This is a genomic window from Pseudorhizobium halotolerans (assembly GCF_902153235.2).
Classification (GTDB): domain Bacteria; phylum Pseudomonadota; class Alphaproteobacteria; order Rhizobiales; family Rhizobiaceae; genus Neorhizobium; species Neorhizobium flavum.
Genome location: NZ_CABFWE030000011.1, coordinates 336794 through 348318, shown reverse-complemented (window position 1 = coordinate 348318; position 11525 = coordinate 336794). Strand labels below are relative to the sequence as shown.

11 protein-coding genes are annotated in these 11525 nt (G+C 62.6%); 1 reads left to right on the top strand and 10 read right to left on the bottom strand.

Annotation, left to right across the window (positions count from 1 at the left end):
• Window positions 1-91: 91 nt before the first annotated feature.
• Entirely contained in the window at window positions 92-1117 is a 1026-nt protein-coding gene (locus tag FN060_RS17035; protein ID WP_142589122.1) for a sugar ABC transporter substrate-binding protein, read from the bottom strand.
• A 199-nt stretch (window positions 1118-1316) separates the two neighbouring features.
• On the opposite strand from FN060_RS17035, the gene FN060_RS17030 reads away from it, so the two are divergent.
• Window positions 1317-2555 carry an ROK family transcriptional regulator gene (locus tag FN060_RS17030; RefSeq protein WP_142589121.1) on the top strand — a complete coding sequence of 413 codons (1239 nt, stop codon included), beginning with the start codon at window positions 1317-1319 and terminating at the stop codon, window positions 2553-2555.
• 83 nt (window positions 2556-2638) lie between these two features.
• Here FN060_RS17030 and ehuA read toward each other — a convergent pair whose 3' ends face one another.
• From ehuA to ehuR, 9 genes are all read right to left on the bottom strand, one after another.
• Window positions 2639-3418, bottom strand: a complete 780-nt coding sequence (gene ehuA / locus FN060_RS17025) for an ectoine/hydroxyectoine ABC transporter ATP-binding protein EhuA (RefSeq protein ID WP_142589120.1) — start codon at window positions 3416-3418, stop codon at window positions 2639-2641.
• The gene (ehuD, locus tag FN060_RS17020) at window positions 3415-4107 is read right to left on the bottom strand and encodes an ectoine/hydroxyectoine ABC transporter permease subunit EhuD (protein ID WP_142589119.1); all 693 of its coding nucleotides are present in this window, start codon (window positions 4105-4107) and stop codon (window positions 3415-3417) included. Before ehuD ends, ehuA begins: the two co-directional genes overlap by 4 nt.
• Before the next feature lie 12 nt (window positions 4108-4119).
• A complete protein-coding gene (gene ehuC, locus FN060_RS17015; RefSeq protein WP_142589118.1) occupies window positions 4120-4785 on the bottom strand; it encodes an ectoine/hydroxyectoine ABC transporter permease subunit EhuC in 666 nt (221 codons plus the stop codon).
• Window positions 4786-4840: 55 nt separating this feature from the next.
• Window positions 4841-5692, bottom strand: coding sequence for an ectoine/hydroxyectoine ABC transporter substrate-binding protein EhuB (gene ehuB / locus FN060_RS17010; RefSeq protein ID WP_052640923.1), 852 nt, complete (start codon window positions 5690-5692; stop codon window positions 4841-4843).
• A 69-nt stretch (window positions 5693-5761) separates the two neighbouring features.
• Window positions 5762-6769, bottom strand: a complete 1008-nt coding sequence (gene doeB, locus FN060_RS17005) for a N(2)-acetyl-L-2,4-diaminobutanoate deacetylase DoeB (protein ID WP_142589117.1) — start codon at window positions 6767-6769, stop codon at window positions 5762-5764.
• A gap of 4 nt (window positions 6770-6773) precedes the next feature.
• On the bottom strand, window positions 6774-7952 hold the full coding sequence (gene doeA, locus FN060_RS17000) for an ectoine hydrolase DoeA (RefSeq protein ID WP_142589116.1): 1179 nt from the start codon (window positions 7950-7952) through the stop codon (window positions 6774-6776).
• Complete coding sequence (eutC, locus tag FN060_RS16995) at window positions 7949-8962, bottom strand: ectoine utilization protein EutC (protein ID WP_142589115.1); 1014 nt, start codon at window positions 8960-8962, stop codon at window positions 7949-7951. The genes doeA and eutC overlap by 4 nt, the downstream gene beginning before the upstream one ends.
• The gene (eutB, locus tag FN060_RS16990) at window positions 8959-9978 is read right to left on the bottom strand and encodes a hydroxyectoine utilization dehydratase EutB (protein ID WP_183949767.1); all 1020 of its coding nucleotides are present in this window, start codon (window positions 9976-9978) and stop codon (window positions 8959-8961) included. The genes eutC and eutB overlap by 4 nt, the downstream gene beginning before the upstream one ends.
• Before the next feature lie 66 nt (window positions 9979-10044).
• The gene (gene ehuR, locus FN060_RS16985) at window positions 10045-11493 is read right to left on the bottom strand and encodes a MocR-like ectoine utilization transcription factor EhuR (protein WP_142589113.1); all 1449 of its coding nucleotides are present in this window, start codon (window positions 11491-11493) and stop codon (window positions 10045-10047) included.
• Between the last annotated feature and the right edge of the window lie 32 nt (window positions 11494-11525).

Genomic DNA, 11525 nt, shown 5'->3' with positions numbered 1-11525 from the left:
ATGCGCAAGCCACCCGTCGGTCGTTTCAGCAACCGGTGCGTGGGGTGGGCGATCCGCAGACCGCCCACGATATCGCATGATCAGGCTGGCCTCAGCCCCAGCACTTGTCCGTGCCTTCCTTCGTGTCGATCGACTCCACGCCGTCCACGGGCTTGTCGGTGACGAGGGCGACACCCGTGTCGAAGAAGTTCTTTCCTTCCGTCGCTTCGGGCTTCTCGCCGGAATCGGCAAATTTCTTGATCGCCTCGATGCCCATGGACGCCATCAGCAGCGGATATTGCTGCGACGTTGCACCGATGACGCCCTCGGCCACGTTCTTGACACCCGGGCAGCCGCCATCGACAGAGACGACAAGCACGTCCCCTTCGCGTCCCACGGACTTCAGTGCTTCGTAAGCCCCGGCGGCGGCAGGTTCGTTGATGGTGTGCACGACATTGATGGTCGGATCCTTCTGCAGAAGGTTCTCCATTGCGGTGCGCCCGCCCTCCTCGTTGCCGTTAGTGACATCGTGGCCGACGATACGGGGATCCGTTTCGTCGCCGATCTTGTTGATGTCCGCGACGTCGATGCCAAAGCCCTTCATGAAGCCCTGGTTGCGCAAGACGTCGACCGATGGCTGCGACGGTGTAAGGTTGAGGAAGGCGATCTTCGCGTCCTTTGCAGCGTCACCCAGCGTTGCCGCAGCCCATTTGCCGATCAGTTCGCCGGCGAGAAGGTTGTCCGTCGCGAAGGTCATGTCGGCGGCATCGATCGGCTCAAGCGGAGTGTCGAGAGCGATAACGAGAATGCCGGCGTCCCGCGCCTTCTGAACGGCAGGAACGATGCCCTTGGTATCCGATGCCGTGAGCAGGATGCCTTTCGCGCCGTCGGCGATGCAGGTCTCGATGGCCGCCACCTGGCTTTCGCTGTCACCGTCGATCTTCCCTGCATAGGACTTGAGGGTGACACCCAGTTCCTGTGCTTTCGCGGTCGCACCTTCCTTCATCTTCACGAAGAAGGGATTGGTATCTGTCTTGGTAATGAGGCAGGCCGACACTTCCTGCGCCTGTGCAGGTGCAGACAAGGCAACGCCCAGAGAAAGGGCGGTGACGGCTGTGGCGATAAGCGACTTCTTCATGTTTTTCTCCTCCCAGAGTGCACTCCCCCGCAGGGGTTAGGGCGCCGATCATGCAGCCGCGTTCGGCGCCTGCATCTCCTCGACCCGGCAACATTAAGGATGACCAACCGGGGCCTGTCAATAAATAATTCGGATTGATTTATTTATCACGTGTGCCACTGTCACGGCGGATGCTGTATAGCGACCGGGGGAGATCACCATGTCTGTTTTCGAAGCCACAGCTCATCATTCGGTCTCGCCACATCAGGGTTCGCTGACGGGCGGTGCCAACCAGGTGCGAGTTAGGGCCTATAACGAACGGTTAGTGCTTTCCCTCGTGCGGCTGCACGGTTCCCTGTCCAAAGCGGATATCACGCGAAGGAGCGGACTTTCGGCGCAGACGGTTTCGGTGATCATGCGCTCGCTGGAGAGCGAGGGATTGCTCCTGCGCGGCGATCCGGTTCGCGGCAAGGTGGGGCAGCCGTCAGTGCCGATGCGGCTCAATCCGGATGCGGTCTACTCCTTCGGGGTGAAGATTGGCCGCCGGAGCGCAGATCTCGTTCTCATGGACTTCGTCGGGCAGATCCGTCTCCAGCACCACGAAACATATGCCTACCCGCAGCCTGACCGCATCATGGAGATCATCATCTCGGGCATCGCTCGACTGGAGGGTCAACTGGCCGCTGACGAACGTTCAAGGATCGCCGGCCTGGGAATTGCTGCGCCGTTTGAATTGTGGAACTGGGCGGACGAGGTCGGTGCGCCGCCTGGCGCCATGGATACCTGGCGAAGTTTCGACCTTCACTCGGAAGTAGCGGCGAGGGTTAGCTATCCGGTCTTCCTGCAGAACGATGCGACCAGTGCCTGCGGTGCCGAGCTGGTGTTCGGCGTGGGCCCATCCTATGCCGATTTCATCTACCTCTTCGTGGGCTCCTTTATCGGCGGCGGCATCGTTCTGAACTCCTCCGTCTATTCCGGACGGACGGGAACGGCGGGGGCCATCGGCCCGCTGCCCGTGCGGGGAAAGGACGGAGAGACCCGGCAGCTGCTGGATATCGCATCGATATTCGTGCTGGAGAACCTGCTCCGCGATAGCGGTATCGACCCGCAGCCGCTCTGGTACTCCGCGGACGACTGGATTGATTTCGGCGAGCCGCTGGAAGTCTGGATACAGGACAGCGCGGCCGCCCTGGCTCAGGCGATCGTCGCCGCCGCCTCCGTCATCGACTTCGGGGCGGCGGTCATCGACGGAGGCTTTCCCCACTGGGTGCGGCGGCGGCTGGTGAATGCGACGATCGATGCAGTCGCGCGCCTGGACCTGCAGGGTGTGATCATCCCCGATATCATCGAAGGCAAGGTCGGCGCCCAGGCGCGGGCGATCGGCGGCGCGAGCCTGCCAATCTTTGCCCGTTACCTGATGGACCAAAATGTCCTGTTCAAGGATCTCGCTGAAGCATGAGTGTCGACAAGGGGCTCGAAGGCGCCGCAGCTTGCTGAAGTCCTTGCCGCTCTGTGGCAACCGGAAGCCGCGAGATCGACCCACTAGGCCAGGATCGACGACAGAAACTCCCGGGTGCGCTCGTTCTTTGGCTGGGCGAAAATCTCTTCAGGCGCGCCCTGTTCACAGATCCGCCCCTTGTCGAAGAAACAAACCCGGTCCGAGACCTCGCGCGCAAATCGCATCTCATGGGTCACGAGCAGCATGGTCAGGTCATGCTCGTGCGCCAGGTCGCGTATGACGGACAGCACCTCGCCGACCAATTGCGGATCGAGTGCGGAGGTCGGCTCGTCGAACAGCAGGACGCGCGGACGCATGGCCATAGCCCGGGCGATCGCCACCCGCTGCTGCTGCCCGCCCGATAGCTGCACCGGGTAGTGGTCTTTCTTGTCCGCCAGTCCCACCATCTGCAGCAACTCGATCGCCCGCGCCTCCGCCTCCGCCCGCGCCATCCCGAGGACCCGAACCGGGGCCTCGACAACATTGCGGAGAACGGTCATGTGCGGAAACAGATTGAAACTCTGGAAGACCATGCCGACGTGATTGCGGATCTGCCGCAGGTGCTTTTCTGAGGCCTGGAACGGTCCTCTGCCACCCGGCTCGTGATAGGAAGTTCCCGCAAGCGTCAGCTTGCCCTCCTGGAATGGCTCGAGCGTCATCAGAATGCGCAGCACCGTGGACTTGCCTGAGCCGGAGGGACCGATGAGCGTGACCTTCTCTCCTTTCGCCACGGAGAAGTTGAAGTTGTCGAGCACCGTCAGGATACCAAAACGCTTCGTGACATTTGAGAACTCGATGATGTGCGGATCGGTGGTTTCATTCATCGCAATGGAATTCCTGCTTTCGGAAGAGCCTTCTGCAGCCGGTGAAGGCCGGCGGAGCAAATCAGCGTCAGGAGTAGGAAGATCAGGCCGACGAGGGTCAGCGGCACGAGGTACTCGAAGGTGCGTTCGCCGATCATGTTTGCAAGCCCCATCATCTCGAGGACCGTGATGACGGAAAGCACCGGCGTTTCCTTGATCATCGCGACGAGATAATTGCCCATGGCCGGCACGATGCGCGGGATGGCCTGCGGAATGATGACGTCGCGGTAGGTCTGCATCCGGGTGAGGTTCAGCGCGGTGGCCGCTTCCCACTGGCCCCGGCCCACCGCTTCGATACCGCCGCGGTAGACCTCCGAGGTGTAGGCGGCGTATTGCAGCCCGAGTGCCAGCGCACCCGTCAGGAAGGCGGGCAGGACGATCCCGAAGTTCGGCAGCACGTAGTAGAGAAAGAAGAGCTGCACCAGGAGCGGCGTATCGCGAAGGAATTCGACGACGAACGCTGTCGTCCAGGAGATGACCTTCAGCCTGCTGCGGCGTAGCAGCGCGAACACCAGGCCTAGGACCAATGCGATGGTGAAGCCCGCCGCCGCAGCCTTCAAGGTCACCGTCAGACCGATGAGAATGATGGGAAGGATCGAGATCGTGTAGGTGAGCCAGGTGGTCGTGTCCCATTCGTAGCCGTACATCATGATGACACTTCCTCAGGAATGGGCCGAACGGGGGAAGACGTCACCGCGCCTGACGACATGTTCGATGATACGGATGGCGACCATCAACACGAGAGACATTGCGAAATAGCACAGCAGCGTGACGGAATAGATGCTTGCGCTGTCCAGGGTCAGGTTGCGGATCGACTGCGCCGTGAAGGTGAGATCGGCGATGGAGATCAGCGAGACGAGCGAGGAGAGCTTCAGCGTTTCAATGGCCAGATTGCCGAAGGCGGGCATCATCTCAACGATCGCCTGCGGCAGCGAGATCCGGAACAGGGTTTGGAAACGACTGAAGTTCAAGGCTCGGGCAGCCTCCAGCTGCTGCGTGGAGACGGAGGAGAGCGCACCGCGGACGATTTCCGCACCATAGCCGCCGACGTGGGCAGCGAGAACCAGGATCCCGGTCGTGATTGGCTCGAAGCTTAGGCCGACCAGCGGCAGCGCGTAATAGAACCAGAACAGCTGGACGAGCAGCGAGGTGCCGCGAAACACCTCCGTGTAGCACAGCGCTATCGTCGACAGCACCGGCCCGCCCTCGACGCGCAGGATGCCGAAGAAGAACGCTAGTGCCGCGCCGATCACGATTGAGGCAAGGGTGATCGTCATGGTGACACCAGCACCTTGCAGGATCATCGGCAGGTATGCACTCCAGTCCATTCGGTGTCTCCCTTGCTAGCTGGAGCGCCCGGGAGACCCCGGGCGCCGACCACCCCTACTTCCCGGCGCAGAGATCTGCGACGTTCTTCGCAGCGGCGGCCGCGATGCTCTGCTCAGACAGGCCGTATTTGCCAAGGATCGCCTTGTACTCGTCGGTCTTGCGGAACTCTACGAGTCCTGCGTTGAAGGCGTCGCGCAGTTCCTTGTCTTCCGGACGGAAGGCAAAGCCGCCATAGTTGCGCACCGGTGCACCGTCGACGATCGGATCTTCGAAGGGGGAAACTTGCTCGACCTGTTCCTGGCCCTTTGCGAGCTCGGAGACGGTGAGTTCGGTGGCCGCATAGGCATCGACCCGGCTCTGGACGGTCGGGATGGCGTCCGCATTCGCCTGGATGAAGACGATCTGCTCGTCCTTGACACCCACGGCGCGCAGGAAGTCGACATTGTTGGCACCGGACACCACGGCAACCGTCAGCGAAGGATCCTTGGCAATGTCGGCATAGGTCGTCAGTCCCTTGGGGTTGCCCTTCTTGACCAAAAGCCCTTCACCGTAGGACGAGTTCGGCTCCGTGAAGGCAACCTGCTTGCAGCGCTCCGGAGAGATATTCTGCTCTGCCGCGACGAAGTCGAAACGCTTCGCCTTGAGGCCCGGAATGAGCGTCCCGAACGGCGTGACGGTCCAGTTGACCTCCTCGATGCCCATGGATTTCAGGACGGCATTCGCAACGTCCGGTCCGATGCCGGCAGAGGTGCCGTCGGGCTGCATGTAGGAGTAAGGGACTTCGTTCGCCGTAGCGGCGCGGATATACCCCTGCTCCTTCACCTCTTCGACGGTAAGGGCGTTGGCAGACGTGAAGCCCATGATGAGCGCAAGGGCGGATAGCCCGGAGAGTCTTGAAATCTGCATGTCTATTCTCCTCTGGTTAGCGTTTTTCCGTGGCCCGTTTTCGGGTCTCACGTCGTACTTCCGGTCAATCTACTCCGTGATCGTTGCGATGACGGAGAGGCAGTCGCCAGCCTTGATGAGGCCTGGGACGTGTCGGGCCGCGAGCACGCCATCCATGGCGGCGCGGTAATCAATGGGGGGGACGCCGGTCCTGCTGACGGGGTAGACGCGGGCGATGACGTCCCCCGCCGCGATCGGATCGCCTAGATTGCGACCGAATGCGACCAGCCCGTCGTCCTCCGCAAAGGTGAAGCAGTCGCTCGACGGCATATTCAGCCAACGGGTTGGCCGGATCTCTGGCGCGCCCTTCAGGATTCCGGCGTGGCGCAGCAAGTTGAGGGTGCCCTTGCGAGCGATGTCGATGGAGCGGGCGCTCGCCGTGCCGGCACCACCGAGCTCGGTGGTGACGAACACCTTGCCCATTTCCTCGGCTGTCGTATCCAGCATTCCGACCGCATCGATCTCCAGCATCTTCATCGAGTATGGCGCAGAGAAGGCCGCGACTGCCTCGAAGCAGCGTGCCTCCTGCGTCTTGTCCGGCAGTTCGTGCGCTGCGGCATAGGGCAGGAAGTCGAGGGTTTTTCCACCCGAATGGAAGTCGAGCACGATGTCCGCCAACGGGATCAGGTGACGCGTCACGTAGTCCGCGATCTTCTCTGTCACCGTGCCATCCGGCCGGCCGGGGAAACTGCGGTTGAGGTTGCCGCGGTCGATCGGCGAAGTCCTTGTGCCGGCCCTGAAGGCCGGATAGTTCAGCGCCGGCACGAGGATGATGCGCCCGCTCACCTGCGACTGATCAAGCGTCTGCGCCAGTTCGAAGAGAGCGGCCGGGCCCTCATACTCGTCGCCATGATTGGCTCCGGTGAGAAGCGCCGTCGGGCCGCTGCCATTGGCGATGACGCAGATCGGGATCATCACCGAGCCCCAGGCGCTGTCATCGCGGCTGTAGGGCAGCCGCAGATGGCCGTGCTGCACACCCTTCATGGCGAAATCGACTGAAGGAGCGATAGGAGAGGGACGGGGCGCGGTGGTCAGCATCACGTCATGCCTTTACGAACAACTGGCGCGGCACGTTCGAGAGACATTCGACGCCTGTTTCGGTGATTGCGATGCTTTCGGTGATTTCCAGCCCCATATCTTCGAGCCAGAGACCCGTCATGAAATGGAACGTCATGCCGGGCTTCAACTCCGTCCGGTCGCCAGGGCGCAGACTCATCGTGCGCTCGCCCCAATCCGGCGGATAGGAAAGACCGATCGGGTAGCCGGTGCGGTTGTCCTTGATGATCCCGTATTTCTTCAACACCGCGAAGAAGGCATTGGCGATGTCCTCGCAGGCATTGCCGGGCTTTGCAGCCGCAAGGCCCGCCTCCATCCCTTCCAGCGTCGCCTGTTCCGCATCGAGGAAAGCCTGCGTCGGCTTGCCCAGAAAGACGGTGCGCGAGAGCGGGCAGTGGTAGCGCTTGTAGGCGCCGGCTATCTCGAAGAACGTGCCTTCGCCCAGGCGCATCGGCTTGTCGTCCCATGTCAGGTGCGGCGCCGACGCATCCGCCCCCGACGGCAGAAGCGGGACGATCGCCGGGTAATCCCCACCGAACTCGGCGGTGCCGCGTATGCCCGCATCGTAGATCTCGGCGACAAGGTCGCACTTGCGCATGCCCGGCTCAACGACGTCGACGATCCGCTTGTGCATCAGTTTGACGATCTTGCCGGCCTTGCGCATATAGTCGAGCTCGGTCGGGCTCTTCACGGCGCGCTGCCAGTTGACGAGGCCCGCCGCATCCTTGAAGCGGGCATTCGGCAGATGCGTCTGGAGGGAAGCGAAGGCGGCCGCTGAGAAGTAGTAGTTGTCCATCTCGACGCCGACAGTCAGGCCGGACCAGTTGCGCTCGTCGATGATCTGCGACAGCAGATCCATCGGGTGGCGCTCGGTCGACTGCACGTAATGGTCGGGATATCCGATGATGTTGTCGTGCTCGATATAGGCGGTGCGCTTCGCGCCATTGGCATCCTGCTTGCGGCCATACCAGATCGGCTCGCCGTTCGGCGGCACCAGCACGCATTGATGCACGTAGAAGGACCAGCCGTCATATCCGGTCAACCAGTGCATGTTGGAGGGATCGGTGACGATAAGGAGATCGATCCCGGCCTTTTCCATGGCGCGACGGGTCTTGGACAAGCGCTCGGCATATTCCTCGCGCGTAAAGTTCAGCGTCACGCTCACGCCGCATCTCCCATGTTCACGTTATTCTCGATTGTCTGGCCGCATCCTGCATCTGCTGCGCGGGCGAGCGCGAGATTGGCGATTGCGGTATCCTGCACGCCGGTCCCGGTAAGATCGGCGAAGGTGATATCCTTGGGTCCGATCCGCCCCCTGGCCTTGGCGGCGATGACGGCTCCAAGTTCCGTGAACGGCTGGTCCAGGGTTGCGGTCCCAGCCTCGATGGCATGATGCAGTTCGCCGAGGATGCGCGTCTGCGTGATCCGGTCTGCCACATAGGTTGCCCGAGCAAAAACAGCCGGATCGATCTCGTTCTTGTGCTCGGCGTCCGAGCCCATCGCCGTCAGGTGCTGGCCCGGCTCCAGCCACTCTGCCATCAGGATCGGCTTCTCCGCCGGCGTGGTGGTGACGATGATGTCGGCGCCGTGTACCACCTCGCGCGGATTGGCCGCCGCAGTGACCTCAATGCCGTGCTCGCGTGCGAACGCATCGGCAAGTCCTTGCGCCTTTCCGGGATCACGCGCCCAGATGCGGGCCGACCGGATCGGCCGCACCAGCGCCAGAGCTTGAAGCTGCAACCGCGCCTGCATCCCCGCGCCGAAGATCGCGGCAACCGAGGCATCTTCGCGCGACAGGTGGCGTGCCGCGACAGCACCCGCGGCGGCCGTGCGCACGTCGGTGAGATAGCCATTGTCGAGCAGCAGGGCTTCGACCAGCCCGGTTCTGGCGCTCAGCAGGATCATCAGTCCGTTGAGGCTGGGCAAGCCGAGCTTGGGATTGTCAAAGAACCCGGGGCTGACCTTGAGGGCGAAACTGTCGAAGCCCGGCACGTAGGCGGTCTTGACGTCCACCTCGCCGCGAAATTGGGGGATGTCGAGGCGCAGGATCGGTGGCATCGCCACAGCCTTGGTGGCAAGCGCCGCAAAGGCCTGTTCGACGCAATCGACAGCAGAGCCATCAAGCTTCACGATGGCGCGGAGATCCCCTTCCGTCAGTATGCGGATACGGCTCATCGGGTGCTCCTCCCGATGAGGTTGCGGTGCACGGCAGGGTCAATGTTGCTACCCGAAACAATAACGGCGGTGGGGCCGGAGAGTTTAACCTTGTCCGCCAGGATAGCGGCGATGCCGACTGCTCCCGCCCCCTCAACGACCTCTCCTTCGTCGCGGGCGGCATGCCGGATACCAGCGGCGATCTCGGCCTCGGTCAGCAGGATGACATCATCGAGAAGGTCGCGGCAGAGCGCGAGGGTGACGCGGTTTGACAGCCCGATGCCGCCGCCGAGCGAGTCTGCCAGCGTCTCCTCCTCGCGGACCGCGACTGGCTTGCCGGCCGCGATGGCGGCATGCATGGCCGCACCGCGCTCCATGGAAATGCCGATGATGCGCGCCTGCGGCTTCAACGCCTTCACCGCCACGGAAATGCCACCCGCCAGCCCGCCGCCGGAAAGGGGAACGAGCACGGTCACGAGATCCGGCAGGTCCTCTATGAGTTCCAGGCCGATCGTGCCCTGACCAGCCACCACGTTGACGTCGTCAAAGGGCGGGATCGGAGTGAGGCTCGAACTCTGCACCAGACGCTCAACCTCATCCTGTGCATCGTCCTGGGAGGCGCCGACGATGCGAATGTCGGCACCGAGCGAACGGATAGCCTCGACCTTGTTCGCCGGAACCAGCGATGACATGCAGATGGTGGCCGGTACGCCGAGCTCGCGTGCGGCATAGGCGACGGCGCGACCGTGATTGCCGGTCGAGGCAGTGACGAGGCCGCGCCTCCTTGCGGCGTCGTCAAGCGATAGAATGGCATTCATGGCGCCGCGCAGCTTGAACGCACCTATCGGCTGCCGTGTTTCGAGCTTGAGACGGACGGGCTGGTCTGAACGTACGGACAGGCTGGGAGAGGGAACGAGAGGCGTGCGCACTACCCGGCCCTCGATGCGTGTGGCGGCCCGCTCCAGGTCCGTCAGGGAAACCGGCAGAACAGTATTCTCGATCACTCTGGACGGGCTCGCGCTCTTCATGATTGTCATGTTGCGAGCGAAGAAAAATCATGTCAATTATTATATTGTCATGATTCAATGTTTCCGTTTCGTGGATCAGCCGATGGAGCCTATGTCGTAGACGGGCGGCAGTTGCTCAAAGGTGTTGCGAACGGTCGTCAGGGCGTTGCTGAGCGTCGCATGGCTCATCCGTCCGCCAAGGCAGATGCGGATGCCACCGCCGTGACCGGCGCCAGCGATGAACGGTTCCGATGGCGAGACGGCGACGTTCTGATTGGCAAGCGCGCGCACCAGCCCGTCTTCGGTCCAGTGAGCCGGAACCTTCAACCAGGCACAAAGTGCGAGCGGGTGGCTGGAGGCGACGTGACCTCCAAGGACTGTAGTCGCGATAGACTGGCGCGCACGGGCTTCCCGGCGTTGGATCTCAAGCAGCCTCTGGGCCGTACCGTTCTCGATCCATCGGGTCGCGATCTCACCGCTCAGATAGGTGCCGCTCCAGCTCGACACGCGCAGGATCGACGCAGCGCGGATCGAATAGGACGGGGGGACGACCAGATAGCCGGCGCGCAGCCCCGTCAGCACGGTCTTGGTAAAGCTGGTGACGAAGAAGCCAAGCTCCGGCAGCATTTCCGCGACGGACGGGAGATCCTCGTCGATCATCGGGCGGCAGACTTCATCCTCGACGACGAAGATGCCGTAGCGAGCGGCTATGGCGGCGATTTCCTGCCGCCGTGCCGCCCCCATGACGTGTCCCGTCGGGTTGTTGAGAGTCGGGATCAGGACCATCGCGCGTACGCCGCCGGCAGCACAAGCCGCCTCCAGCGCGTCAGGCAGGATTCCTTCGCTGTCCGTGGGCAGGCCCTTCAGGCTGAAGCCAAGGACGTTGGAGAGGCCGATGATGCCGTGATCGGTCAGGTTTTCGCACAGCACGACGTCGCCGGAGCGCACGATGCAGCTGAGCGCGAGAAAGACACCGTGGGCCGCGCCATTGGTGACGAGGATGCGATCGGCACCGGCCGTGACGCCCAGTCTGCGCAGCCAGAGGCGCGCCGTCTCGCGATGCCGCTCAAGGCCGGCAATCGGCCGACAGGGGCGCATGAAGCTTGCAGTGTCGCTTTCGGCAAGCTCGTGGAAGATCTCGCGGCAGGCCGCCTCATGCTCGTCGAGATAGACCCCGCGGATGATGGAAAGATCGAGCACCTCGTTGGGGCTGTGATCGAGCATCATGCGCCCAGCACGATCGGTCACCCGCGCCTTGACGAAGGTGCCGCGGCCGATCTCACCGCTGAGGAAGCCCAGCCGTTCCGCTTCCTTGTAGGAGAGGCTGACGGTCTGGACCGAAAGACCGAGATCGCGCGCCAGGTCGCGATGCGTCGGCATACGATCCATCGGCTTCAGCACGCCCGCATCGATATCGGCGATGATGCGCTCGGTCAGCGCCGCGTGCTTCGTCACACCCTTCTGCTTGGTGAGGTCCGGTCGCCACGGCACTTGTCTCGTCGCGAGAACTGGACCGGTGGCGAGCGGATTGGCTTGGCGACGCATGAAATTGACTCGTTATTCGAGAGCATGATTTC

Bases quoted from the DNA above. Each gene is read 5' to 3' on its own strand.
- ehuA (WP_142589120.1), bottom strand. From the start codon at position 3,418: ATGAATGAAACCACCGATCCGCACATCATCGAGTTCTCAAATGTCACG.
- ehuB (WP_052640923.1), bottom strand. From the start codon at position 5,692: ATGCAGATTTCAAGACTCTCCGGGCTATCCGCCCTTGCGCTCATCATG.
- FN060_RS17030 (WP_142589121.1), top strand. From the start codon at position 1,317: ATGTCTGTTTTCGAAGCCACAGCTCATCATTCGGTCTCGCCACATCAG.
- eutB (WP_183949767.1), bottom strand. From the start codon at position 9,978: ATGACAATCATGAAGAGCGCGAGCCCGTCCAGAGTGATCGAGAATACT.
- FN060_RS17035 (WP_142589122.1), bottom strand. From the start codon at position 1,117: ATGAAGAAGTCGCTTATCGCCACAGCCGTCACCGCCCTTTCTCTGGGC.
- doeB (WP_142589117.1), bottom strand. From the start codon at position 6,769: ATGCTGACCACCGCGCCCCGTCCCTCTCCTATCGCTCCTTCAGTCGAT.
- eutC (WP_142589115.1), bottom strand. From the start codon at position 8,962: ATGAGCCGTATCCGCATACTGACGGAAGGGGATCTCCGCGCCATCGTG.
- ehuR (WP_142589113.1), bottom strand. From the start codon at position 11,493: ATGCGTCGCCAAGCCAATCCGCTCGCCACCGGTCCAGTTCTCGCGACG.
- ehuC (WP_142589118.1), bottom strand. From the start codon at position 4,785: ATGGACTGGAGTGCATACCTGCCGATGATCCTGCAAGGTGCTGGTGTC.
- ehuD (WP_142589119.1), bottom strand. From the start codon at position 4,107: ATGATGTACGGCTACGAATGGGACACGACCACCTGGCTCACCTACACG.